Raw genomic sequence first — 21,756 nt, forward strand, 5'->3', positions numbered from 1 at the left:
ACACCTTTACGCTCGTAATACCGCTAGTAAAGCCGTAACTAGCCCTAAGGCTAACAGCATGGATGTATCTCTGGCGCCCCAGTTTAATTGTCGATACTTCGTTCTTCCTTCACCGCCACGGTATCCCCTTGCCTCCATCGCAATAGCGAGTTCCTCCGCCCGTTTAAACGATGAAATAAACAGTGGGATAAGCAATGGGATAATTGCCTTCACACGGTCTTTTACAGGTCCTCCAGTGAAGTCAACACCCCGAGCAGACTGAGCTTTCATAATTTTATCTGTTTCTTGCATAAGAGTGGGAATGAACCTTAGGGATATGGACATCATTAACGCCAGTTCATGAACCGGAAATTTAACTTTCTTTAACGGTCCAAGAAGCTCCTCTAAGCCATCTGTTATCTCAATAGGTGTCGTTGTTAGTGTTAAAAGAGAAGTCATGAGAATAAGCAAAAAGAATCGTACGGAAATAAAAAGGCCTTGCTTGATTCCTTCTTCATATACTTCTATCCAACCCCACTGAAAAAGCAGATTCCCTTCCTTTGTTAAAAAAAGATGAAGAAACAATGTAAAAACAACTAACCACAATACCGGCTTTAAGCCTGCCATAATAAACCGGATAGAGATCTTTGATAAAGATAGCATAATGATGGTATACACAAGTAGAGTTCCATAAGTTAGAGCATTATTTGCAAGAAACACCACACATACAAATAAAAAGATGAGAACTAGTTTTGAACGAGGATCCATCCGATGCAACACAGAATCAGCAGGAATATAACGACCAAATATCATTTTATCCATCTATTTAGCTCCTCCCTGCAAATGTTTGACAATCGATTCAGATAACTCTTCAATGGTTAGACATGTCTTCCCTAGTGATTGTCCAAATTCAGCCTCAAACTTTCTCTGGAAACGAACCACCTCTGGAACGTCAAGTCCAAGATCAAACAGTCCCTCTGGGTCACTAAAAATCTCAGTTGGATTTCCTTTTCTGTATACACGACCTTGGTGCATAATAGCAATCTGGTCAGCGTAAAGGGCTGCATCCTCCATACTATGAGTCACAAGAATCGTAGAAAGGCTTCGTTCCTTATGCAAGGAATAAAACATATCCATGATTTCTTTTCTTCCACGAGGATCTAACCCTGCCGTTGGCTCGTCTAGCACAATAACATCCGGTTGCATGGCAAGAACTCCGGCAATGGCTACCCTTCTCATCTGTCCTCCTGATAAGTCAAAAGGGGACTTTTGAAGAATTCCCTCCTGTAAGCCTACTTGGCGTATCGCAACCTTTGCTCGTTCCTTTGCCTCTGATTCAGAGACCCCAAAATTCATGGGACCAAAGCATATATCCTTTTCTACTGTTTCTTCAAACAGCTGATGCTCTGGGAATTGAAAAACAATACCGACCCTTTTTCTTACTTCTTTAAGATTTTTTTGCTTTTTATCGCTTGTAATGACTCGATCACCAATTATTACCTTGCCATTCGTCGGTTTTAATAGAGCATTTAAATGCTGAATAACAGTGGATTTACCAGAACCGGTATGCCCAATAATCGCCAAAAAAGTTCCCGCTTTTATTTCCATGGAGACATCCACTAAAGCAAGACGTTCAAAGGGAGTATTTGCTTGATATTTGTATTCTACTTCTTGGAGTGAGATGTCCATAATTGCTTCACCAACTCTTCTTCTGATAGAAAATGTTTATCTAAAGTCATGCCTAACTCTTTTAACTTCTTGCTCAGTTTTACGGAAAAAGGAATATCCAGTCCTAATGAAATCAGCTCTTCTTCAAGTTGGAAGATTTCCTTTGGAGTACCTTCTTTATACACCTGTCCTCTATTCATAACAATCATTCGGTCAGCCTTGGCAGCTTCTTCTAAATCATGCGTAATAGATACAACAGTTAAATCATTATCACTTTTAAGCTCTCGAATCGTTTCTAGAACCTGTTCACGCCCTTTTGGATCAAGCATAGAGGTAGCCTCGTCTAAAACAATAATAGCTGGTTTTAGAGCTAATACAGAGGCTATAGCTACTCGTTGCTTTTGTCCTCCTGAAAGATGATGAGGTTCTTGTAATAGAAACTGACTCATCTTTACTTGATCTAATGCTTCCTGTACACGGCTAATCATTTGTTCCCGAGGAACTCCATGATTTTCAAGTCCAAATGCTACATCATCCTGAACCGTCGTACCAACAAACTGGTTGTCCGGATTTTGAAATACCATACCAACCATTTTTCTTGTATCCCAAACAGTTTCTTCTGATATCTTTGTTCCACCAATGGTAATGGAACCTTTTTCAGCAAATTGAAGGCCATTTAAAAGCTTCGCAAGCGTTGACTTACCAGATCCATTATGACCGACAATGGCAAGCCACTCGCCTTTATATATGTTAAAAGAGACATCATTTAATGCGTACTCTTCTTGAAGATCATATTTAAAAGAAACATTCTCGATCTGAACGATGGATGCTACCAACCTACTCATCTCCTCTCGACTACCATATCTAATCTATATTAAAAACCCAATTATAAAGAAAACTCGCCAATCTTGGCGAGCTTTGAAAGTGAAGACACGGACCATTCACCGTAAAAATATAAAAATAATATGTATGATGGCATGAATGAATGTCTCATTGACTTCTTATTTCAATGCTCTTTCCTAAATAAAGCCTGCGCCTCCTCTTCATTCCAAATGAGAGCAAGGCGCATGAGCTAGACGAGAAGTGAAAACATATACATACACCCTCATCGTAACACTCGTTGGGCTTAGAACTTTAGATAGTTAACGGCTCATTACAGCAAAAGGGTAAGAACAAGTTCCTGTGTAAACTGTCCTTCACCCTTGTTGTCTGTACTAGCTATTAAACTAATTCGATAATTACCATTGGAGCTCCGTCTCCACGACGTGGTCCAAGTTTCATGATTCTAGTGTAACCGCCTTGACGCTCTTCGTAACGACCAGCGATGTCACTGAATAATTTTTGAACAGCATCTTGGTTAGTTTCAGCGTTAGCTACTTCGTGACGAACGTAAGCAGATGCTTGACGACGAGCATGAAGGTCCCCACGCTTACCAAGAGTAATCATTTTCTCAACTACTGAACGAAGTTCTTTAGCACGAGCTTCAGTTGTTTCAATACGCTCATTAATGATTAAGTCTGTTGTTAAATCACGTAACATAGCTTTACGTTGAGCACTAGTGCGTCCTAACTTTCTGTATCCCATGAAAGTTTCCCTCCTTTGTTGAAGTCATTTATCTCTAGTTGCTTAAGACTTGGAATGGTAAAAGGTTTGACCAAAGATCAATCGTCTTTACGTAATCCTAATCCAAGCTCTTCAAGTTTGTGTTTTACTTCCTCAAGAGACTTACGACCTAAGTTACGTACCTTCATCATGTCCTCTTCAGTCTTGTTAGCAAGCTCTTGAACAGTGTTGATGCCAGCACGCTTTAAGCAGTTGTATGAACGAACGGATAAATCCAATTCTTCAATCGTCATCTCAAGTACTTTTTCTTTTTGATCTTCTTCTTTTTCAACCATGATCTCAGCATTTTGTGCTTCATCAGTTAAACCAACGAAGATGTTTAAATGCTCAGTTAAGATTTTCGCTCCAAGTGCAACAGCATCTTGAGGACCAGTGCTTCCATCAGTCCATACATCGAAAGTTAACTTATCATAGTTAGTCATTTGACCGACACGAGTGTTTTCTACTTGGTAGACAACACGTGAAACTGGAGTGTAGATGGAGTCGATTGGAATAACACCGATTGGTTGATCCTCTCTCTTGTTCTGATCAGCAGGTGTATACCCTCTTCCACGCTTAGCAGTTAAGCGCATGCGAAGATTGCCGTTCGAACCAAGGGTCGCAATGTGTAGATCCGGGTTTAATATCTCGACATCACTGTCATGAGTTACGTCAGCCGCAGTCACTACTCCCTCACCTTGCACATCAATTTCAAGCGTCTTCTCTTCATCAGAGTAGATTTTCAGTGCCAGTTTCTTAATATTTAAAATAATAGAAGTAACATCTTCTACGACGCCTTCAATTGTTGAGAATTCATGAAGCACCCCATCGACTTGAATCGATGTGACCGCCGCACCTGGGAGTGACGACAATAGGATACGACGTAAGGAGTTACCCAAAGTAGTACCATATCCACGTTCTAGTGGTTCTACGACGAACTTCCCGTACTTGGCATCATCGCTGATCTCAACCGTTTCGATTTTTGGTTTTTCTATTTCGATCATCAAATATACCCTCCTTCAAAACGTCGAAACCTCGGTTAATTTGTTTAACCGAAATTCCCCCTGTATACGTTCCCGCTTGTGCACAACAACTGGAAAAATGATCCTGTATAAACGTATAAAGTTCTTATCATATCCCATTATAGACAGGGATTTTTTTTCTATACAGAAAAATTATACACGACGACGTTTTGGTGGACGACATCCGTTATGAGGAACTGGAGTTACGTCTCTAATAGCAGTAACTTCTAGACCAGCAGCTTGAAGAGCACGGATAGCAGCTTCACGTCCTGCACCAGGTCCTTTAACTGTTACTTCTAAAGTTTTCATTCCATGTTCCATAGATGATTTAGCTGCAGTTTCAGCTGCCATTTGCGCTGCAAAAGGAGTAGATTTACGAGAACCTTTAAATCCTAATGAACCAGCACTTGACCATGAAAGAGCATTTCCATGAACATCTGTGATTGTTACAATCGTGTTATTGAATGTAGAACGGATATGAGCAATCCCTTGTTCAATATTCTTTTTTACACGACGCTTACGAGTATTAGTTTTACGAGCCATTTAAAGTACCTCCTTTACCGATTATTTCTTCTTGTTAGCTACAGTCTTACGTGGACCTTTACGAGTACGTGCATTGTTCTTCGTGTTTTGTCCGCGAACTGGTAATCCACGACGATGACGAAGACCACGGTATGAACCGATTTCCATTAAACGCTTGATGTTTAAAGAAATTTCACGACGAAGGTCACCTTCAACTTTTAATTTATCAACGATGTCACGGATTTTGTTAAGTTCTTCTTCCGTTAAATCACGCACACGAGTCTCTTCTGAAACACCAGCTTCAGCCAATACTTTTTGTGCAGTATTTTTACCAATACCATAGATGTAAGTTAATGAGATTACTACACGCTTTTCACGTGGAATATCAACACCTGCAATACGTGCCATTTACTAGAGCACCTCCCTCATTATTAGCCTTGTTTTTGTTTATGCTTAGGGTTTTCACAAATAACCATAACTTTGCCGCGTCTACGGATAACTTTACACTTTTCGCAGATCGGCTTAACAGATGGTCTCACTTTCATTATCCTAACCTCCTTGATATTACGGAGTGCAACAGATTATTTAAAGCGGTAAGTAATTCTTCCGCGTGTTAAGTCATATGGGGATAGCTCAACAGTTACTTTGTCACCAGGCAAAATACGGATGAAGTGCATACGAATTTTACCGGAAACATGAGCTAGTACTGTATGACCATTTTCTAATTCTACCTTAAACATAGCGTTAGGCAAAGTTTCAAGAACCGTACCTTCAATTTCAATTACATCATCTTTCGCCATAGAACTAGTCTCCCTTCTACTCATCAGTTACATGATCCATTAAATACTTACTGAAAGAAATCGTAGCTTTCCAATGCAACACGACCGGTTAATACACTACAATTTTCTAGCAACCTTATAATTATAGCATATTAAAAAGGATTTGCCCAATTTTAATAATTAAAATATTACTAACCACTTGACTTATCCCTTGGTTTTACAAGTTAAGCTTTTGTAAGAATTTCAAAACCCGTTTCAGTGATAGCAATGGTATGTTCAAAATGAGCACACATCTTTCCATCTACTGTTACAACGGTCCAATCGTCAGCTAATGTCTTAACATAACGACTTCCTGCATTCACCATCGGCTCAACCGCTAGTACCATCCCAGGTTTTAAACGAGGGCCTTTATTAGGTGGACCATAATGGGGAATTTGTGGATCCTCATGTAAGTCTTGCCCTATTCCGTGCCCTACATACTCGCGCACAACTGAAAACCCGTTTGCTTCCACATAAGTTTGAATCGCGTGGGAGATGTTCGACAGACGATCACCTGGCTTAGCTTGATTAAGTCCCTTGAACAAGGATTCCTCCGTAACATCTAATAGACGCTGTGTCTCCTTATCAATAGAACCTACCGCATAAGTCCAAGCTGAATCACCATGATAGCCATTATACTCAGCACCGATATCAATACTGATAATATCACCGTTGTTCAATACACGATTTCCAGGAATACCATGCACGAGTTCTTCATTTACGGAAGCACAAATGCTTCCTGTAAATCCGTTATAACCCTTAAAGGACGGTTTTGCATCTTGCTTTCTTATAAAAGCTTCAGCAATTTCATCCAGTTCTTTAGTCGTTATACCGGGAACAATATGCTTTTTTAACTCCTGGTGCGTCAATGCAACGATGCGACCAGCTTCACGCATTATTTCAATCTCACGCGGAGTCTTGCAAATAATCATTTACGCAAGCTCCCGAAGAAGGCTGTCAATATCTTTGAATACATCATGAATATCTTGTTGACCGTTAATATTTTTTAGATAACCTTTCGTTTCATAGAAATGAAGCAAAGGTTCTGATTGTTGAATGTTTACTTCTAAGCGGTTATGAACCGTTTCTTCGTTATCATCTGCACGCTGATAAAGCTCTCCACCACAACGGTCACATGATCCATCCTTTGCAGGAGGATTGAAAACCAAGTGATAAGTAGCTCCACACTCTTTACAAATTCGACGACCAGTTAAACGTTCCATCAGAATACTATGGTCTACATCAATATTTAAACAGTAGTCAATTTTCTTATCTAATTCAGTAAGCATATTCTCTAGCGCTTCTGCTTGAGCAACAGTTCTAGGAAAGCCATCAAGTAAGAATCCTTTTTGACAGTCATCTTTACTTAATCTCTCACGAACAATACCGATTGTTACCTCATCTGGAACAAGCGCTCCTTGATCCATGAAAGATTTAGCTTTTAAACCTAGCTCCGTTCCTTCTTTCATAGCAGCACGGAACATATCTCCTGTCGAGATATGAGGGATAGAATATTTTTCAACGATTTTTTCAGCTTGTGTGCCTTTTCCCGCACCTGGCAGCCCCATCAAAACTAAATTCACTCTGGCTCCCCCTCAGTCTCTAAAACGGCGTTTGGGAACAAATGTCCCCAAATCCGAATTATTTTATAAAACCTTTATAGTGACGCTTAACAAGCTGTGCTTCAAGCTGTTTCATTGTTTCGAGGGCAACCCCGATAACGATAAGCAAGCTCGTTCCACCAATTTGAGCTGATTGCGGAAGACCCGCAAACTTCACAAAAAAGACTGGAAGAATAGCAATAGCTGATAAGAACAGCGCACCAACAAATGTTAAGCGGTATAATACGCGCGTTAAATATTCTTGAGTGTTCTTACCTGGACGAATCCCTGGAATATACCCACCTTGCTTCTTCAAGTTCTCAGCCACTTGTTCTGGGTTTACTTGAATGAATGCATAGAAATAGGTGAACGCAATAATTAGCGCACAATAGATCACCATTCCAATTGGATGTGTATAATCAAAAATTCGTTCAATCCAAATCGTTACGCTATTTTGCTCAAAGAACTGTGCAATCGTTCTTGGAGTAATAATAAACGATACTGCAAAGATAACAGGGATAACACCAGCCGCATTTACCTTTAAAGGCAAGTGAGTGGATTGTCCTGCAGGCGATGTGCCAGCAGTCATTTTCTTTGCATATTGAATTGGGATTTTACGTAAAGCTTGTTGAATAAAGATAGTTCCAACAATAATCGCAATTACAGCTAAAACAATCAACAGGACTGTTACGATATTTAAGAAAAGCTTGTCACCAGCATCTTGAAATTGCTGTGCATAAATTTGGTTGGCTATATTCGGAATGCTAGCAACGATACCAGCAAAGATGATAATTGATATACCATTTCCGACTCCTTTTGAAGTGATTTGTTCACCTAACCATAAAAGGAAAGCCGTACCGCCTGTTAATACAGTTGCGATTAAAAGATAAGTTCCGATACCAGGCTTTTCAATCAATAATCCACCAGCAAGATTATTAAAACCATAAGACATTCCGAACGCTTGAATAAATCCAAGTACGATCGTAAAGTAGCGGGTAAATTGAGCAAGCTTACGACGACCTACATCACCTTGCTTTGACCATTCCGTAAACTTCGGTACTACATCCATCTGTAAAAGTTGAATGATAATAGACGCGGTAATATACGGCATGATACCCATAGCAAGGATAGAGAAGTTGCTAAGTGCTCCCCCACCAAATGTATTCAGTACTCCAAATACACTAAGTTGATCTTGTGCTTTTAAAATATCGGTATTTACATGTGGAACAGGAATAAATGTCCCGATTCTAAATACAATCAACATTAAAAGGGTGAATATGATTTTTCGTCTTATATCACCCACGCGCATAAAATTGGAGATTGTCTGAAACATTAAATCACCTCAGTTTGACCGCCGGCAGCTTCGATAGCTTCCTTTGCAGCAGAGGAGAATTTATGAGCTTTTACAGTAAGCTTTTTCTCAACATTGCCTTTAGCAAGAATCTTGATTCCTGCTTTTTCACTGCTAACCACACCAGTTTCAATAAGAAGTTCTGGAGTAACTTCAGTTCCGTCTTCGAAACGGTTAAGTGCATCAAGGTTTACAATAGCGTATTCCTTGCGGTTAATGTTGGTAAATCCACGTTTAGGTAAACGTTGGAATAAAGGTGTTTGACCACCCTCGAAGCCAGGACGTACACCGCCACCAGAACGAGCATTTTGACCTTTATGACCTTTACCAGCAGTTTTACCTTGCCCAGAACCGATACCACGTCCAAGACGCTTGCGCTCACGACGAGAACCTTCTGCAGGTTTTAATTCATGAAGTTTCATATTGGCACCTCCTTATTAAAAGAAAAAAATCAATTTATTTTTCTACAACTGTTACAAGGTGGGCAACTTTATTGATCATACCGCGAATAGCAGCATTATCTTGTTGCTCAACAGTTTGGTGAATTTTACGTAAACCAAGTGCTTTAACAGTTTCTTTTTGATCTTGTGGACGACCAATCACACTGCGAGTAAGGGTAATTTCTAATTTATTAGCCATTATGTTTCCCCCCTTAACCTAACAGTTCTTCTACTGATTTACCACGTAATTTAGCTACGTCTTCAGCACGCTTTAGTTGTTTTAAACCGTCCAAAGTTGCACGAACCATGTTAATCGGTGTGTTTGTACCTAAAGATTTTGATAAGATATCAGCTACACCAGCTAATTCTAGTACCGCACGAACTGGACCACCAGCGATAACCCCAGTACCTTCAGAAGCAGGCTTTAGAAGGATTTCACCAGCACCGAAGTGTCCGATTACTTGGTGTGGAATCGTAGTACCAACCATTGGTACCTCGATTAAGTTTTTCTTAGCATCTTCAATTGCTTTACGGATTGCATCTGGTACTTCTTGAGCTTTACCAGTACCAAAGCCAACGTGGCCGTTTTTGTCACCTACTACTACAAGAGCAGAGAAACGGAAACGACGTCCACCTTTAACAACTTTCGCAACACGGTTAACCGTAACTACGCGTTCTTCAAGTTCAAGTTTGTTTGGATCAATACGACGCATCTTTTTGTGTCCCTCCTTTGTCTATTAAAATTCTAAGCCGTTTTCACGAGCAGCATCTGCTAGTGCTTTCACGCGTCCATGATATAAGTATCCTCCACGATCGAAAACAACAGCTTTAACGCCTTTCTCTACAGCACGCTTTGCAACTAATTCTCCGACCTTAACCGCTGCATCAACGTTACCAGTAGATTCAAGACCGATTTCTTTATCTAAAGTTGAAGCACTCGCTAAAGTCACTCCACTTACATCGTCAATTAGTTGTGCATAAATGTGCTTGCTTGAACGGAACACATTAAGACGAGGACGAGCTGCAGTACCGCTAAGTTTTGAACGCACACGTGCGTGTCTTTTCTTACGCGTTGCATTTTTGTCAGCCTTCGTAATCATTTTGGTCACTCCTTTCGTTTACCCCTTAGGGCATTACTTACCTGTCTTACCTTCTTTACGACGAACAAATTCGCCTTCATAACGGATTCCTTTACCTTTGTAAGGCTCTGGAGGACGAACGTCACGAATGTTAGCAGCAAGTGCGCCAACGCGCTCCTTGTTTGTACCTTTTACGATTACACGTGTATTAGAAGGTACTTCGATCTCAATACCTGTTTCAGGCTCGATTTCTACTGGATGAGAGTATCCAACGTTTAATACAAGCTTCGTACCTTGCTTTTGAGCACGGTAACCAACCCCGATTAATTCTAGTGTTCTTTCGAACCCTTTTGATACACCTTCAACCATGTTTGAAAGTAATGCGCGAGTAGTACCGTGCAATGCGCGGTGCTCCTTCGCATCAGATGGACGAGAAACGTTAATTACGTTCTCCTCTACCTTAATTTCGATATCTGGATTAAATGAACGACTTAGTTCACCTTTAGGACCTTTTACTGTTACGTTGCTTCCATCAACTGTTACTGTAACGCCAGATGGAATTTCAACTGGTTTTTTACCTACGCGAGACATTTAGTGCACCTCCATTCTTTAAGAAACTCTATTACCAAACGTATGCTAGTACTTCTCCGCCTACTTGCTTTGCGCGAGCTTCTTTATCAGTAAGAACGCCTTGAGAAGTAGATACTAATGCGATTCCAAGTCCGTTAAGTACGCGTGGAACCTCTGTAGCTTTTGCATATACACGAAGACCAGGCTTACTGATACGCTTAAGACCAGTAATAACACGTTCGTTATTCGAACCGTACTTTAAGAAGATACGGATGATTCCTTGCTTGTTATCCTCGATATATTCAACATCACGCACGAAGCCTTCACGCTTTAAGATTTCAGCGATTTCTTTCTTCGTGTTAGAAGCAGGAACTTCTAATTTTTCGTGACGAACCATGTTCGCATTACGGATGCGAGTTAGCAAATCTGCAATTGGATCTGTCATGACCATTGTTTTTTACCTCCTTCCCAAACTCTAGTTTTACCAGCTAGCTTTTTTCACACCAGGAATTTGCCCTTTGTATGCTAATTCACGGAAACAAATACGGCAAAGCTTAAATTTACGGTATACAGAATGTGGACGTCCGCAACGTTCGCAACGTGTGTATTCTTGAACCTTGAATTTAGGCGTGCGTTTTTGTTTCGCAATCATTGACTTTTTAGCCACGTTTTCGCCTCCCTCTATTTACCGATTACTTTTGGAACGGCATTCCAAATTGAGTTAACAGTTCACGAGCTTCTTCATCAGTATTAGCTGTAGTAACGATAACAATATCCATACCACGAACTTTACTTACTTTATCGTAATCAATTTCAGGGAAGATTAACTGTTCTTTTACACCTAATGTGTAGTTTCCACGTCCGTCGAAAGACTTTTTAGAAATACCGCGGAAGTCACGTACACGTGGAAGAGATACAGAAACCAACTTGTCGAAGAATTCGTACATACGCTCTCCACGAAGAGTAACCTTCGCACCGATTGGCATACCTTCACGTAGACGGAAACCAGCGATAGATTTCTTTGCACGAGTAACAACTGGCTTTTGACCAGAGATAGCAGCTAGTTCTTCTACCGCGTTATCAAGTGCTTTTGCGTTTTGTACTGCATCACCAACACCCATGTTGATAACGATCTTTTCAAGCTTCGGTACTTGCATAATTGATTTATAGTTAAACTTGCTCACAAGAGCAGGAGTAATTTCTTTAACATATTTTTCTTTTAGGCGGTTCATTTTTGTACCTCCCTTCTTTTAGACTTATTTATCTAGAACTTCACCGGATTTTTTTGCAACACGTACTTTTTTACCGTCAACCTCTTTAAACCCTACACGAGTTGGTGTACCAGTCTTAGGATCGATAGGCATAACGTTTGATACATGAATAGGTGCCTCTTGGTTAATGATTCCACCTTGTGGATTCACTTGGGATGGCTTAGAGTGCTTCTTCACAATGTTTACTCCTTCAACTAGCACACGGCTTTGTTTAGGGTAAGCAGCTAAGATAACACCTGTTTTGCCTTTATCCTTACCAGAGATGACCATAACTTTGTCACCTTTTTTCACATGCATCTGTTCGCACCTCCTTAAAGGCATATATTTTAAGATTATAGTACTTCTGGAGCTAGTGATACGATCTTCATGAAGTTGCTGTCGCGAAGTTCACGAGCAACAGGTCCGAAGATACGCGTTCCGCGTGGACTCTTGTCGTCACGGATAATTACACAAGCGTTCTCATCGAAACGAATGTATGTTCCATCTGCACGACGAACGCCGCTTTTAGTTCGAACAACTACCGCTTTTACAACGTCACCCTTTTTAACAACGCCACCTGGTGTTGCTTGTTTCACTGTAACAACGATAATGTCACCAATATTAGCAGTCTTGCGGCCTGAACCACCAAGAACTTTAATTGTAAGTACTTCACGAGCACCTGAATTGTCAGCAACTTTTAAACGTGTTTCTTGTTGAATCATGTGTGTAACCTCCCTTCGGGATGTAGCTATTTCCGATCATAATTAAATAATTACTGCTGTTTCTACTACTTCAACAAGGCGGAAGCGCTTCGTAGCAGAAAGTGGACGTGTTTCCATAATACGAACAACATCGCCGATTTTTGCAACGTTCTGCTCATCATGAGCCTTGAACTTTTTAGAGTACTTAACGCGTTTACCGTATAATGGATGCTTTTTGTATGTTTCAACTAAGACAGTAACGGTTTTATCCATTTTGTCAGAAACAACGCGTCCAGTGTAAACTTTGCGTTGGTTGCGTTCACTCATCTTTCGCAAACCTCCTTCAATTATCGATTGTTAACGCCGATTTCTCTTTCACGAACTACAGTTTTCATGCGAGCAATCGCTTTGCGTACTTCACGAATGCGAGCTGTATTTTCAAGTTGTCCAGTCGCCAATTGAAAGCGAAGGTTGAAAAGCTCTTCTTTTAAAGATTTAACTTTTTGTTCTATTTCGGCAGTGGTAAGGTCACGAATTTCATTAGCTTTCATTTGATTCACCACCAATTTCTTCTCGTTTTACAAACTTACATTTTACTGGAAGTTTGTGTGCTGCTAAACGTAATGCTTCACGTGCGATTTCTTCAGAAACACCAGCAACTTCAAACATTACTTTCCCAGGCTTAACAACTGCAACCCATCCTTCAGGAGCACCTTTACCAGAACCCATTCGGACTTCTAGAGGCTTAGCTGTATAAGGCTTATGAGGGAATATTTTAATCCAAACTTTACCGCCACGTTTCATGTAACGTGTCATTGCGATACGAGCAGCTTCAATTTGGCGGTTTGTAATCCAAGAAGCTTCAGTAGCTTGTAGACCGAATTCACCGAAGTTAACCTCTGTACCACCCTTAGCCATTCCGCGCATTTTTCCACGGTGTTGACGGCGATACTTAACGCGTTTAGGGACTAACATATTATTTGCCTCCTTCCTCAGATTTCTTCTTAGTAGGAAGGACCTCTCCACGGTAGATCCATACTTTTACACCTAACTTACCGTAAGTTGTATCTGCTTCTGCTGTAGCGTAATCGATGTCAGCACGAAGAGTATGAAGTGGAACAGTTCCTTCACTGTAAGACTCCGAACGAGCGATATCTGCTCCGCCAAGACGACCAGATACCATTGTTTTGATACCTTTTGCACCAGCGCGCATAGCACGTTGAATAACTTGTTTTTGAGCACGACGGAAAGATACGCGGTTTTCTAATTGACGAGCAATGTTTTCCGCTACAAGCTTAGCGTCGATGTCTGCTTTTTTGATTTCAAGAATGTTGATGTGAACACGCTTGCCAGTAAGTGAGTTAAGAGCTTTACGAAGCGCTTCAACTTCAGTACCACCTTTACCAATAACCATACCTGGCTTTGCAGTGTGGATAGTGATGTTAATGCGATTAGCTGCACGCTCGATTTCTACTTTTGATACAGAAGCATCGCTTAGACGCTTTGTAATGTACTCACGTACTTTAAGGTCTTCGTGTAAAAGATCAGCATAGTCTTTTCCTGCGAACCATTTGGATTCCCAATCACGGATGATACCAATACGCAAGCCGACTGGATTAACTTTTTGACCCACTATTATCCCTCCTTCTTCTCTGTTAATACGATAGTAATATGGCTAGTACGCTTGTTAATAGCACTTGCACGGCCCATTGCACGAGGACGGAAACGTTTTAAAGTTGGTCCTTCGTCAACGAATGCTTGAGATACTACTAAGCTGTTAACGTCCATTTCATAGTTATGTTCTGCATTAGCGATCGCAGAGTTTAGTAATTTTTCAATAACTGGTGAAGCAGTTTTTGGTGTGTGCTTTAAAATCGCTACCGCTTCTCCTACTTGCTTACCTCGAATTAAATCTACGACTAAACGAGCTTTACGAGGAGCAATACGTACTGTTCTTAATACAGCTTTAGCTTGCATTAGGATGCCCTCCTCTCATTAACGTCTTGTTTTCTTGTCATCACTTGCATGACCTTTGTAAGTACGAGTTGGAGCGAATTCTCCAAGCTTATGACCTACCATGTCTTCAGTGACATATACAGGAACATGTTTACGACCATCATATACAGCAATCGTGTGTCCGATGAATTGCGGGAAGATCGTAGAACGGCGAGACCAAGTTTTAGTAACTTGCTTGCTTTCAGTTTCATTTAACTTTTCGATCTTTGTGATTAAATGCTCATCAACAAAAGGTCCTTTTTTTAAGCTGCGACCCATGTCTGAACCTCCCTTCGTGACTGCTCTACGGTTCTATGCTGGAACCGTAGTACAATCCCGTTATTTTTTACGACGACGAACGATAAATTTATCTGATTTGTTCTTTTTCTTACGAGTCTTGAATCCAAGAGTTGGTTTGCCCCATGGAGTCATTGGAGACTTACGTCCGATTGGTGAGCGTCCTTCTCCACCACCGTGTGGGTGATCGTTAGGGTTCATTACAGAACCACGAACTGTTGGGCGCTTGCCTAACCAGCGAGAACGTCCAGCTTTACCGATGTTGATAAGTTCGTGTTGCTCGTTACCTACTTGACCTACAGTCGCACGGCAAGTTGCAAGAATCATACGAACTTCACCAGAGTTTAGACGTACTAATACGTACTTACCTTCTTTACCAAGAACCTGTGCAGAAGTTCCAGCAGAACGTACTAATTGTCCACCTTTACCAGGTTTTAACTCGATGTTGTGGATAACAGTACCAACTGGAATGTTCGCTAGTGGTAATGCATTACCTACTTTAATGTCCGCTTCAGGACCTGACATAATTTCTGTTCCAACTACTAAGTTCTTAGGAGCTAAGATATAACGCTTTTCTCCATCAACGTAGTTAATTAATGCGATGTTTGCAGAACGGTTTGGATCGTACTCAATTGTAGCAACGCGTCCTGGAATGCCATCTTTGTTACGTTTAAAATCGATAATACGATATTGACGCTTATGGCCGCCACCTTGATGACGTACTGTTAACTTACCTTGGTTGTTGCGTCCACCTTTTCTTTTTAAAGGAGCAAGTAGAGACTTTTCTGGTGTGCTTGTTGTAATTTCAGCAAAATCAGAAACTGTCATACCGCGACGACCGTTAGAGGTAGGTTTATACTTTTTAATCGCCATAATTTTTTCCCTCCTCTTCTTCTATTCTAAATTAAACCTCGAATAATTCGATTTCTTTGCTATCAGCTGTTAATTTTACGATTGCTTTACGACGCTTGTTCGTGTAGCCTCCGAATTTACCCATGCGCTTGAACTTACCTTTGTAGTTCTGTACGTTAACTTTGTCAACTTTAACACCGAAAATTTCTTCTACAGCGTCTTTTACTTGAGTTTTGTTAGCTCTAACATCAACTTCAAAAGTATATTTCTTTTCAGCCATTAGGTCAGTAGAACGTTCAGTAATAACGGGGCGCTTAATGATATCGCGTGCATCCATTATGCAAGCACCTCCTCTACTTTTTCAACCGCTGCTTTAGTCATGATCAACTTGTCATGATTTAAAACATCCAATACGCTAATTCCGTTAGCAGATACAACAGTAACACCAGGGATGTTACGTGCAGATAATGCTACGTTCTCATCAAGGTCAGCAGTTACGATAAGTGCTTTTGAATTAACAGACAATCCTGCTAATACACCTTTAAAGTCTTTAGTTTTTGGAGTTTCGAAAGCAAGGTTTTCAAGTACTAAAATGTTTTCTTCTAGAACCTTTGTTGATAATGCAGATTTGATCGCTAAGCGACGAACCTTTTTAGGTAATTTATAGCTATAGCTACGTGGAACTGGACCAAATACAGTACCACCTCCGCGCCATTGTGGAGAACGAATTGAACCTTGACGAGCACGACCAGTACCCTTTTGACGCCATGGTTTACGTCCACCGCCAGCTACTTCAGAGCGAATTTTTGTTTTGTGAGTTCCTTGACGTAAAGAAGCTCTTTGCATAATAACCGCTTCGAAAAGAACGTGATTATTAGGCTCGATACCAAAGATTGAATCGTTAAGTTCGATTTCGCCAACTTGTGATCCAGCTTGGTTTAACAATGCTACTTTCGGCATTCTTATTTCCTCCTTTCTGACTTAAATATTTATGCTTTTACTGCACTTTTAATTTTTACTAGAGCTTTTCTAGCTCCTGGTACATTACCTTTAATTAATAGCAGGTTGCGTTCAGCATCTACTCTTACGATCTCAAGGTTTTGTACAGTGATTTGCTCTCCACCCATACGTCCAGGTAATAATTTACCTTTGAATACACGGTTTGGAGCTACAGGACCCATTGAACCTGGGCGACGGTGGTAACGTGAACCGTGTGCCATTGGTCCGCGAGATTGTCCGTGGCGTTTGATAACACCTTGGAAACCTTTACCCTTTGAAATTCCTGTTACATCTACGATTTCGCCTTCTGCGAAAATTGTTACTTTGACTTCTTGACCAACCTCATACTCATCTACGTTTACGTCGCGTAATTCACGAACGAAGCGCTTAGGAGCAGTGTTAGCTTTTGCAACGTGTCCTCTTTCAGGTTTGTTAGAAAGCTTTTCACGCTTGTCTTCAAAACCTAATTGAATTGAAGTATATCCATCAGTCTCAGACGTTTTCTTTTGAAGAACAACGTTTGGAGCTGCTTCTACTACAGTTACAGGGATAAGATCACCGTTTGCAGCAAACACTTGAGTCATACCGATTTTTCTTCCTAAGATTCCTTTGGTCATTAAAGTCACACCTCCTGAAAGTTTATTATTTTTATTTCATTAAAGTTTGATTTCGATATCTACACCAGATGGTAAATCTAAACGCATTAATGAATCAACTGTTTGTGGAGTTGGATTCACGATGTCGATTAGACGCTTATGAGTACGCATCTCGAATTGTTCACGAGAATCTTTGTACTTATGAACCGCACGAAGGATTGTGTAAATTGACTTTTCAGTTGGTAGTGGAATCGGACCAGATACAGCCGCACCAGAACGTTTTGCAGTTTCTACAATCTTCTCTGCTGATTGATCAAGAATTCTGTGATCATAAGCTTTTAAACGAATACGAATCTTTTGTTTTGCCATTATTTTCCCTCCTTTTCGCCTATATTAAAAATAGACATTCTCCGTGAAAATTTCCCACACACTCGCCATGGCAAAGCGGCCGGGTGTGTCAGCAACCTTTCACTTCATCGCAGTCAAAGACCAACATTGTCTATTATACTGAAACGATAAAGCAATTGCAACATAAATATGTTTTTTTGTTTATCTTTCGAACACTTTTCCTATTATAGCTGTTACACTTACTCTTTTCAACCAGGGTGAACCATAAAATTTGTGTGAAATAATTCCACTCTCTCCAACTATACAATATTGAAAGAGGCAATAGAAAAGCCAGTACAAAGGTGTCTTTATTATCGACCCTTATACCGGCTCTTTCAATTACTTCTATGAATACTTATTCTTTTATATAGCCTTTAGATTTTAAGTGTTGAAGAATTTGTTCCACACTTTCTTCTATAGAATACTTATTCGTCTCTACTACGATCTCTGGGTTTACTGGTTCTTCATACGGTGAATCAATACCTGTGAAGTCACGAATAAGCCCTTTTCTTGCTTTTTCATATAAACCCTTAGGATCTCTCTTCTCGCACTCATCCACCGGACACTTAATATATACCTCAATAAACTCATCAGCTTCTAGTAGCTCACGCACAAGTTCTCTATCTTTAATAAATGGAGAAATAAAAGCCGTTAATACAATTTGTCCACTATCTACAAAAAGCTTTGATACTTCTCCGATTCTACGGATATTTTCTGTACGATCTTCTTCTGAGAAACCTAGGTCCTTATTTAATCCGTGGCGAATATTATCCCCATCTAATACGTATGGATTTAACCCATGATCGAATAGTGCCTTAGCAGCTGCATTTGCAACTGTAGACTTCCCTGAACCAGATAAGCCGGTAAACCATAGAACAAAGCTATGATGTCCGAACTGCTTTCTTCTTAGCTCTTTGTTTAATGAAGCTTCATGCCATGTAATATTTGTACTCATACTAATCCTCCACCTATGCCTTCACACTGTGAGATTTTAAGCCTTCAATTAATACTTCTACGACTTCTTTACGGCTAAATTCACTTGGTGGTACTTCACCATTGTGAAGCATTTCTCTTACCTTTGTTCCGGAAAGAATAACATGATCTTCTTTTGAATGTGGGCAAGTTTTTGTTGATGCCATATTTCCACACTTTTTGCAGTAAAAGCTATGTTCAAAGAATAAGAGTGTTAGACCTAATTCCTCTTGTGTAAATTGATCAAAAATCTTTTGTGCATCGTATGTTCCGTAGTAATTACCCACACCTGCATGATCTCTACCAACAATAAAATGCGTGCAACCATAGTTTTTTCGAACCATTGCATGGAAAATTGCTTCTCTAGGTCCTGCATAGCGCATCGCTGCTGGGAACACAGCAAGATATACTCGATCTTCTGGATAATAGTTCTTTAATAGCACTTGATAACTCTTCATTCTTACATCAGCTGGAATATCATCAGATTTTGTTTCTCCTACCAACGGATTTAAGAATAGCCCATCCACGATTTCAAGTGCTGACTTTTGAATGTATTCGTGTGCACGATGAACAGGATTTCTCGTTTGAAAACCTACAACTGTCTTCCAGTTGTTTTCAGCGAAAATACTTCTTGTTTCAGAAGGATCAAGATAGTACTCGTTAAATTTTTCTCTTTCTAATCTCTTAACGACCTTAATTGCTCCACCTACGTAAACATTCTTTCTTTCAAATAATTTACGAACTCCTGGATGCGCTAATTCATCTGTTTGATAAACTGCTTTAGCCTCAAATTCCTTATCCGGTGTATAGATATCACTAATAGTGATTACTCCATATACTTCGCCTTCAAAAACCAATTTTGCTTCTGCACCAATTGACAAAGTACTAGCTTTTTCTTCATCTACTGGCAGAGTAATTGGGATACTCCATACATGACCATCAGCTAAACGCAAGTTATTCACAACTGATTCATAGTCCTTTTTATTAAAGAAGCCAGTAATTGGGCTATATGCTCCATTTCCAATAAGTTCTAGATCGCTTAAAGCTGTCTTATCTAAACCAATTGAAAGCTCAATATTTTCAACATTGTATTCTGGCTCCCATAGATTGATAAGTTTTCCTCCATGTGGCGTACTAAGTGTCATAGTTAAATACCTCCGCTATTTTCAAAGTATGTTCGGTTCTCTTTCTTTATTGTATTTGCCAAGGAAAGTGTTCCTAGAGTGGCAATACTTACGCTAAACAACACAACAACAGTATAGATGTCAGTGTCAACAAAGATCTTTACAAGTCCATAAGACAAGACAAGTGATAAAATTGGGGATACCACCCATACCTTAATAATCTTGTTGATTATACTTTGTTGAAATATTGACATTCCTCGTTGAGCAAAACCAATTCCAATGATTGCAGTACTTGTAACTTGTGTTAACGGTACGGGTAATCCAAATACAGAAGCTAATATAACCAAGGTAGCACCTGTACTAGAGATGGCCCCACCTTCTAGTAAAGAAAAACTCGTTATTTTTTTCCCATTTGTTTGAAGCACTCTTCCACCAAGGAATATGGCTCCTAACGCAATGAATAGTCCACCAACCCAAACTCCAGTTGTAATAGAGACTACTCCGGCTCCTACTAGAGGACCTGCAGCGTTTGCTACATTGTTCATCCCAGCCGAAAAAGCTTCAAAAAACCCAACAACAATAACAAAAATAGTAATTGGTTTATTATACTTCCCATTTTTTAAAGTAGGGAATTTCTTTTCAAGTAACTTAATGCCCCTACCCCACAAAAGCGCCAAAGTAAAAGCTGCGAATGGAACGATAAACCAGAAAGCAACAATAACTAATATATTTTTAATAAATAGCGCCTTAAAAGCAACACCCACTCCTACAACAGATCCAACTGTAATCTCACTCGTGGATAAAGGAATGCCCATTAAGTTGGCAATAAATAATGACAGTGCAGCTGAAGATAGAATAATGAGAACTACTTTTTCATCCAGTACTGATGATGGGACTATATTTGATCCGATTGTTTTTACAACTTCACTACCACCAAGAACAGCACCTAAAAAAATCGCCACTCCACAAACAAGTAGAGCCACTTTTTTCTTTGGAAGTGCTCCTGAGCCGTAAGCGATAGAGATTGAGGCTGCAGCTCCACTTGCACCAATATTCATAGCCAAAAAGAGAGCAACAATAACAGCTGTATATGTTATGACCATGGGCTATGCCCTCCTATTGGTGTAATCCGCATTCTGTCTTTCCTGTTCCTGTCCATCGACCTGATCTCATATCATCTGCGTTAAATGCAGGAGAAGTACATGGCGCACAACCAATACTAGGATACCCATTATCATGAAGAACATTGTACGGAAGATCATTCTTATGTGCGTATCTCCATACATCCTTCCATGACCAATGAATAAGCGGACATACTTTAATTGATTCAAATTTGTTATCTTTATTGAAATACTGCGTGTTTTTTCTCGTTTCTGACTGCTCTCTTCGTAGACCACTTATCCATGCAGTAGCACCCGATAAGGCTTCTCTTAACGGAATAATTTTTCTTATTTCACAGCATTTGTTTGGAGCCGTCTTCCAAAGCTCATCACCGTGTTGTTCTGCTTGCTCTTCTAATGTTAGGGAAGGTTTTTTAAGTTCAATTTGTAGTTGTGGGTAACGTTCCTTTACCTTGTCTATAAGTTCATACGTCTCTTTAAAGTGAAGACCGGTATCTAAGAAAACAACCTTTGCATCTGGCTTAACCTTAGTGATTAGGTCAATCATCACCATGCCTTCAATACCAAAACTACAAGCGTACACAATTTCACTCTCATCGTAATGTTCATAACTCCAACGTAACGCATCAAGTGCGCCTTTTGTTTCATTATTCTCGTCGAAGCTAGGAAACGAAAAATGATCATATGATGAAAAAGTCAATTTTGACTCGACCATGTAATAACACTCCTAACATTTATTTATCTCTATTTGCATTCAATTCCAACTTAACTGATAGGTTTAATTAAATTTAACAACAGAATGGAAAATTG

General features: G+C 40.0%; 37 protein-coding genes. All 37 read right to left on the minus strand.

Annotated elements, in window-relative coordinates; translation table 11 throughout:
* Nucleotides 1-6 precede the first annotated feature (6 nt).
* The 37 genes from M3175_RS21935 to M3175_RS22115 all read right to left on the minus strand — a co-directional run bounded on the left by M3175_RS21935 (nucleotide 7) and on the right by M3175_RS22115 (nucleotide 21,661).
* Complete coding sequence (locus tag M3175_RS21935) at nucleotides 7-801, minus strand: energy-coupling factor transporter transmembrane component T family protein (RefSeq protein ID WP_251523640.1); 795 nt, start codon at nucleotides 799-801, stop codon at nucleotides 7-9.
* Nucleotides 802-1,668: an energy-coupling factor ABC transporter ATP-binding protein gene (locus tag M3175_RS21940; protein ID WP_251523643.1), complete on the minus strand. Its 867-nt coding sequence runs from the start codon at nucleotides 1,666-1,668 to the stop codon at nucleotides 802-804. It lies immediately after the preceding gene.
* A complete protein-coding gene (locus tag M3175_RS21945; RefSeq protein ID WP_251523645.1) occupies nucleotides 1,644-2,483 on the minus strand; it encodes an energy-coupling factor ABC transporter ATP-binding protein in 840 nt (279 codons plus the stop codon). The genes M3175_RS21940 and M3175_RS21945 overlap by 25 nt, the downstream gene beginning before the upstream one ends.
* Before the next feature lie 385 nt (nucleotides 2,484-2,868).
* Nucleotides 2,869-3,231, minus strand: coding sequence for a 50S ribosomal protein L17 (gene rplQ / locus M3175_RS21950; protein ID WP_066058495.1), 363 nt, complete (start codon nucleotides 3,229-3,231; stop codon nucleotides 2,869-2,871).
* 77 nt (nucleotides 3,232-3,308) lie between these two features.
* Complete coding sequence (locus M3175_RS21955; protein WP_066058497.1) at nucleotides 3,309-4,253, minus strand: DNA-directed RNA polymerase subunit alpha; 945 nt, start codon at nucleotides 4,251-4,253, stop codon at nucleotides 3,309-3,311.
* Between the two features lie 171 nt (nucleotides 4,254-4,424).
* Complete coding sequence (gene rpsK, locus M3175_RS21960) at nucleotides 4,425-4,814, minus strand: 30S ribosomal protein S11 (protein ID WP_160547956.1); 390 nt, start codon at nucleotides 4,812-4,814, stop codon at nucleotides 4,425-4,427.
* Between the two features lie 21 nt (nucleotides 4,815-4,835).
* On the minus strand, nucleotides 4,836-5,201 hold the full coding sequence (gene rpsM, locus M3175_RS21965) for a 30S ribosomal protein S13 (RefSeq protein ID WP_119706284.1): 366 nt from the start codon (nucleotides 5,199-5,201) through the stop codon (nucleotides 4,836-4,838).
* 23 nt (nucleotides 5,202-5,224) lie between these two features.
* Nucleotides 5,225-5,338: a 50S ribosomal protein L36 gene (rpmJ, locus tag M3175_RS21970; RefSeq protein WP_000868344.1), complete on the minus strand. Its 114-nt coding sequence runs from the start codon at nucleotides 5,336-5,338 to the stop codon at nucleotides 5,225-5,227.
* A 36-nt stretch (nucleotides 5,339-5,374) separates the two neighbouring features.
* Nucleotides 5,375-5,593, minus strand: coding sequence for a translation initiation factor IF-1 (gene infA, locus M3175_RS21975; protein ID WP_019157108.1), 219 nt, complete (start codon nucleotides 5,591-5,593; stop codon nucleotides 5,375-5,377).
* A 203-nt stretch (nucleotides 5,594-5,796) separates the two neighbouring features.
* Nucleotides 5,797-6,543 carry a type I methionyl aminopeptidase gene (map, locus tag M3175_RS21980; RefSeq protein WP_251523647.1) on the minus strand — a complete coding sequence of 249 codons (747 nt, stop codon included), beginning with the start codon at nucleotides 6,541-6,543 and terminating at the stop codon, nucleotides 5,797-5,799.
* Entirely contained in the window at nucleotides 6,544-7,194 is a 651-nt protein-coding gene (locus tag M3175_RS21985) for an adenylate kinase (RefSeq protein ID WP_251523649.1), read from the minus strand.
* Nucleotides 7,195-7,252: 58 nt separating this feature from the next.
* A complete protein-coding gene (secY, locus tag M3175_RS21990) occupies nucleotides 7,253-8,545 on the minus strand; it encodes a preprotein translocase subunit SecY (protein ID WP_251523651.1) in 1,293 nt (430 codons plus the stop codon).
* Nucleotides 8,545-8,985 (minus strand): 50S ribosomal protein L15, encoded by a 441-nt coding sequence (gene rplO, locus M3175_RS21995; protein WP_066058511.1) that lies wholly within the window; start codon nucleotides 8,983-8,985, stop codon nucleotides 8,545-8,547. Before rplO ends, secY begins: the two co-directional genes overlap by 1 nt.
* A gap of 34 nt (nucleotides 8,986-9,019) precedes the next feature.
* Nucleotides 9,020-9,202, minus strand: coding sequence for a 50S ribosomal protein L30 (rpmD, locus tag M3175_RS22000; RefSeq protein ID WP_119706280.1), 183 nt, complete (start codon nucleotides 9,200-9,202; stop codon nucleotides 9,020-9,022).
* A 13-nt stretch (nucleotides 9,203-9,215) separates the two neighbouring features.
* Entirely contained in the window at nucleotides 9,216-9,716 is a 501-nt protein-coding gene (rpsE, locus tag M3175_RS22005) for a 30S ribosomal protein S5 (RefSeq protein WP_066058517.1), read from the minus strand.
* Between the two features lie 24 nt (nucleotides 9,717-9,740).
* The gene (gene rplR, locus M3175_RS22010) at nucleotides 9,741-10,103 is read right to left on the minus strand and encodes a 50S ribosomal protein L18 (RefSeq protein ID WP_066058521.1); all 363 of its coding nucleotides are present in this window, start codon (nucleotides 10,101-10,103) and stop codon (nucleotides 9,741-9,743) included.
* Between the two features lie 33 nt (nucleotides 10,104-10,136).
* On the minus strand, nucleotides 10,137-10,673 hold the full coding sequence (gene rplF / locus M3175_RS22015; RefSeq protein ID WP_119706279.1) for a 50S ribosomal protein L6: 537 nt from the start codon (nucleotides 10,671-10,673) through the stop codon (nucleotides 10,137-10,139).
* A gap of 31 nt (nucleotides 10,674-10,704) precedes the next feature.
* Complete coding sequence (rpsH, locus tag M3175_RS22020; RefSeq protein WP_066058527.1) at nucleotides 10,705-11,103, minus strand: 30S ribosomal protein S8; 399 nt, start codon at nucleotides 11,101-11,103, stop codon at nucleotides 10,705-10,707.
* A 30-nt stretch (nucleotides 11,104-11,133) separates the two neighbouring features.
* Nucleotides 11,134-11,319, minus strand: coding sequence for a 30S ribosomal protein S14 (rpsN, locus tag M3175_RS22025; RefSeq protein WP_001085700.1), 186 nt, complete (start codon nucleotides 11,317-11,319; stop codon nucleotides 11,134-11,136).
* A 25-nt stretch (nucleotides 11,320-11,344) separates the two neighbouring features.
* The gene (gene rplE, locus M3175_RS22030) at nucleotides 11,345-11,884 is read right to left on the minus strand and encodes a 50S ribosomal protein L5 (RefSeq protein ID WP_066058530.1); all 540 of its coding nucleotides are present in this window, start codon (nucleotides 11,882-11,884) and stop codon (nucleotides 11,345-11,347) included.
* 24 nt (nucleotides 11,885-11,908) lie between these two features.
* Nucleotides 11,909-12,220 (minus strand): 50S ribosomal protein L24, encoded by a 312-nt coding sequence (gene rplX, locus M3175_RS22035; protein WP_251523653.1) that lies wholly within the window; start codon nucleotides 12,218-12,220, stop codon nucleotides 11,909-11,911.
* Between the two features lie 35 nt (nucleotides 12,221-12,255).
* Complete coding sequence (gene rplN, locus M3175_RS22040) at nucleotides 12,256-12,624, minus strand: 50S ribosomal protein L14 (RefSeq protein WP_066058539.1); 369 nt, start codon at nucleotides 12,622-12,624, stop codon at nucleotides 12,256-12,258.
* 42 nt (nucleotides 12,625-12,666) lie between these two features.
* Nucleotides 12,667-12,930: a 30S ribosomal protein S17 gene (rpsQ, locus tag M3175_RS22045; protein ID WP_066058542.1), complete on the minus strand. Its 264-nt coding sequence runs from the start codon at nucleotides 12,928-12,930 to the stop codon at nucleotides 12,667-12,669.
* Nucleotides 12,931-12,950: 20 nt separating this feature from the next.
* Nucleotides 12,951-13,154, minus strand: coding sequence for a 50S ribosomal protein L29 (rpmC, locus tag M3175_RS22050; RefSeq protein ID WP_119706276.1), 204 nt, complete (start codon nucleotides 13,152-13,154; stop codon nucleotides 12,951-12,953).
* The gene (rplP, locus tag M3175_RS22055; protein WP_066058549.1) at nucleotides 13,144-13,578 is read right to left on the minus strand and encodes a 50S ribosomal protein L16; all 435 of its coding nucleotides are present in this window, start codon (nucleotides 13,576-13,578) and stop codon (nucleotides 13,144-13,146) included. Before rplP ends, rpmC begins: the two co-directional genes overlap by 11 nt.
* Before the next feature lies 1 nt (nucleotide 13,579).
* On the minus strand, nucleotides 13,580-14,236 hold the full coding sequence (gene rpsC, locus M3175_RS22060; RefSeq protein ID WP_119706274.1) for a 30S ribosomal protein S3: 657 nt from the start codon (nucleotides 14,234-14,236) through the stop codon (nucleotides 13,580-13,582).
* Nucleotides 14,237-14,238: 2 nt separating this feature from the next.
* Nucleotides 14,239-14,580 (minus strand): 50S ribosomal protein L22, encoded by a 342-nt coding sequence (rplV, locus tag M3175_RS22065; protein WP_119706273.1) that lies wholly within the window; start codon nucleotides 14,578-14,580, stop codon nucleotides 14,239-14,241.
* A gap of 18 nt (nucleotides 14,581-14,598) precedes the next feature.
* Nucleotides 14,599-14,877, minus strand: coding sequence for a 30S ribosomal protein S19 (gene rpsS, locus M3175_RS22070; RefSeq protein ID WP_066058557.1), 279 nt, complete (start codon nucleotides 14,875-14,877; stop codon nucleotides 14,599-14,601).
* 60 nt (nucleotides 14,878-14,937) lie between these two features.
* Nucleotides 14,938-15,768: a 50S ribosomal protein L2 gene (gene rplB, locus M3175_RS22075; protein WP_066058560.1), complete on the minus strand. Its 831-nt coding sequence runs from the start codon at nucleotides 15,766-15,768 to the stop codon at nucleotides 14,938-14,940.
* A gap of 31 nt (nucleotides 15,769-15,799) precedes the next feature.
* On the minus strand, nucleotides 15,800-16,084 hold the full coding sequence (gene rplW / locus M3175_RS22080) for a 50S ribosomal protein L23 (protein WP_066058561.1): 285 nt from the start codon (nucleotides 16,082-16,084) through the stop codon (nucleotides 15,800-15,802).
* Entirely contained in the window at nucleotides 16,084-16,707 is a 624-nt protein-coding gene (rplD, locus tag M3175_RS22085) for a 50S ribosomal protein L4 (RefSeq protein ID WP_251523655.1), read from the minus strand. Before rplD ends, rplW begins: the two co-directional genes overlap by 1 nt.
* 29 nt (nucleotides 16,708-16,736) lie before the next feature.
* Nucleotides 16,737-17,363, minus strand: a complete 627-nt coding sequence (gene rplC / locus M3175_RS22090; protein WP_251523657.1) for a 50S ribosomal protein L3 — start codon at nucleotides 17,361-17,363, stop codon at nucleotides 16,737-16,739.
* A 39-nt stretch (nucleotides 17,364-17,402) separates the two neighbouring features.
* Complete coding sequence (gene rpsJ / locus M3175_RS22095) at nucleotides 17,403-17,711, minus strand: 30S ribosomal protein S10 (protein ID WP_009336571.1); 309 nt, start codon at nucleotides 17,709-17,711, stop codon at nucleotides 17,403-17,405.
* A gap of 373 nt (nucleotides 17,712-18,084) precedes the next feature.
* Nucleotides 18,085-18,684, minus strand: coding sequence for an adenylyl-sulfate kinase (cysC, locus tag M3175_RS22100; RefSeq protein ID WP_251523659.1), 600 nt, complete (start codon nucleotides 18,682-18,684; stop codon nucleotides 18,085-18,087).
* Between the two features lie 13 nt (nucleotides 18,685-18,697).
* Nucleotides 18,698-19,846, minus strand: a complete 1,149-nt coding sequence (gene sat / locus M3175_RS22105) for a sulfate adenylyltransferase (protein ID WP_251523662.1) — start codon at nucleotides 19,844-19,846, stop codon at nucleotides 18,698-18,700.
* A 2-nt stretch (nucleotides 19,847-19,848) separates the two neighbouring features.
* Complete coding sequence (gene cysP, locus M3175_RS22110) at nucleotides 19,849-20,928, minus strand: sulfate permease (protein WP_285852389.1); 1,080 nt, start codon at nucleotides 20,926-20,928, stop codon at nucleotides 19,849-19,851.
* Nucleotides 20,929-20,941: 13 nt separating this feature from the next.
* Nucleotides 20,942-21,661 (minus strand): phosphoadenylyl-sulfate reductase, encoded by a 720-nt coding sequence (locus tag M3175_RS22115; RefSeq protein WP_251523664.1) that lies wholly within the window; start codon nucleotides 21,659-21,661, stop codon nucleotides 20,942-20,944.
* Nucleotides 21,662-21,756 lie beyond the last annotated feature (95 nt).

The sequence above is a fragment of the Robertmurraya korlensis genome, assembly GCF_023715225.1.
GTDB lineage: Bacteria > Bacillota > Bacilli > Bacillales > Cytobacillaceae > Robertmurraya_A.

Bases quoted from the DNA above. Each gene is read 5' to 3' on its own strand.
- M3175_RS21935 (WP_251523640.1), bottom strand. From the start codon at position 801: ATGGATAAAATGATATTTGGTCGTTATATTCCTGCTGATTCTGTGTTG.
- M3175_RS21940 (WP_251523643.1), bottom strand. From the start codon at position 1,668: ATGGACATCTCACTCCAAGAAGTAGAATACAAATATCAAGCAAATACT.
- rplQ (WP_066058495.1), bottom strand. From the start codon at position 3,231: ATGGGATACAGAAAGTTAGGACGCACTAGTGCTCAACGTAAAGCTATG.
- M3175_RS21955 (WP_066058497.1), bottom strand. From the start codon at position 4,253: ATGATCGAAATAGAAAAACCAAAAATCGAAACGGTTGAGATCAGCGAT.
- rpsK (WP_160547956.1), bottom strand. From the start codon at position 4,814: ATGGCTCGTAAAACTAATACTCGTAAGCGTCGTGTAAAAAAGAATATT.
- rpsM (WP_119706284.1), bottom strand. From the start codon at position 5,201: ATGGCACGTATTGCAGGTGTTGATATTCCACGTGAAAAGCGTGTAGTA.
- rpmJ (WP_000868344.1), bottom strand. From the start codon at position 5,338: ATGAAAGTGAGACCATCTGTTAAGCCGATCTGCGAAAAGTGTAAAGTT.
- infA (WP_019157108.1), bottom strand. From the start codon at position 5,593: ATGGCGAAAGATGATGTAATTGAAATTGAAGGTACGGTTCTTGAAACT.
- map (WP_251523647.1), bottom strand. From the start codon at position 6,543: ATGATTATTTGCAAGACTCCGCGTGAGATTGAAATAATGCGTGAAGCT.
- secY (WP_251523651.1), bottom strand. From the start codon at position 8,545: ATGTTTCAGACAATCTCCAATTTTATGCGCGTGGGTGATATAAGACGA.
- rplO (WP_066058511.1), bottom strand. From the start codon at position 8,985: ATGAAACTTCATGAATTAAAACCTGCAGAAGGTTCTCGTCGTGAGCGC.
- rpmD (WP_119706280.1), bottom strand. From the start codon at position 9,202: ATGGCTAATAAATTAGAAATTACCCTTACTCGCAGTGTGATTGGTCGT.
- rpsE (WP_066058517.1), bottom strand. From the start codon at position 9,716: ATGCGTCGTATTGATCCAAACAAACTTGAACTTGAAGAACGCGTAGTT.
- rplR (WP_066058521.1), bottom strand. From the start codon at position 10,103: ATGATTACGAAGGCTGACAAAAATGCAACGCGTAAGAAAAGACACGCA.
- rplF (WP_119706279.1), bottom strand. From the start codon at position 10,673: ATGTCTCGCGTAGGTAAAAAACCAGTTGAAATTCCATCTGGCGTTACA.
- rpsH (WP_066058527.1), bottom strand. From the start codon at position 11,103: ATGGTCATGACAGATCCAATTGCAGATTTGCTAACTCGCATCCGTAAT.
- rplE (WP_066058530.1), bottom strand. From the start codon at position 11,884: ATGAACCGCCTAAAAGAAAAATATGTTAAAGAAATTACTCCTGCTCTT.
- rplX (WP_251523653.1), bottom strand. From the start codon at position 12,220: ATGCATGTGAAAAAAGGTGACAAAGTTATGGTCATCTCTGGTAAGGAT.
- rplN (WP_066058539.1), bottom strand. From the start codon at position 12,624: ATGATTCAACAAGAAACACGTTTAAAAGTTGCTGACAATTCAGGTGCT.
- rpsQ (WP_066058542.1), bottom strand. From the start codon at position 12,930: ATGAGTGAACGCAACCAACGCAAAGTTTACACTGGACGCGTTGTTTCT.
- rpmC (WP_119706276.1), bottom strand. From the start codon at position 13,154: ATGAAAGCTAATGAAATTCGTGACCTTACCACTGCCGAAATAGAACAA.
- rplP (WP_066058549.1), bottom strand. From the start codon at position 13,578: ATGTTAGTCCCTAAACGCGTTAAGTATCGCCGTCAACACCGTGGAAAA.
- rplV (WP_119706273.1), bottom strand. From the start codon at position 14,580: ATGCAAGCTAAAGCTGTATTAAGAACAGTACGTATTGCTCCTCGTAAA.
- rpsS (WP_066058557.1), bottom strand. From the start codon at position 14,877: ATGGGTCGCAGCTTAAAAAAAGGACCTTTTGTTGATGAGCATTTAATC.
- rplB (WP_066058560.1), bottom strand. From the start codon at position 15,768: ATGGCGATTAAAAAGTATAAACCTACCTCTAACGGTCGTCGCGGTATG.
- rplW (WP_066058561.1), bottom strand. From the start codon at position 16,084: ATGGATGCACGCGATATCATTAAGCGCCCCGTTATTACTGAACGTTCT.
- rplD (WP_251523655.1), bottom strand. From the start codon at position 16,707: ATGCCGAAAGTAGCATTGTTAAACCAAGCTGGATCACAAGTTGGCGAA.
- rplC (WP_251523657.1), bottom strand. From the start codon at position 17,363: ATGACCAAAGGAATCTTAGGAAGAAAAATCGGTATGACTCAAGTGTTT.
- rpsJ (WP_009336571.1), bottom strand. From the start codon at position 17,711: ATGGCAAAACAAAAGATTCGTATTCGTTTAAAAGCTTATGATCACAGA.
- cysC (WP_251523659.1), bottom strand. From the start codon at position 18,684: ATGAGTACAAATATTACATGGCATGAAGCTTCATTAAACAAAGAGCTA.
- sat (WP_251523662.1), bottom strand. From the start codon at position 19,846: ATGACACTTAGTACGCCACATGGAGGAAAACTTATCAATCTATGGGAG.
- cysP (WP_285852389.1), bottom strand. From the start codon at position 20,928: ATGGTCATAACATATACAGCTGTTATTGTTGCTCTCTTTTTGGCTATG.
- M3175_RS22115 (WP_251523664.1), bottom strand. From the start codon at position 21,661: ATGGTCGAGTCAAAATTGACTTTTTCATCATATGATCATTTTTCGTTT.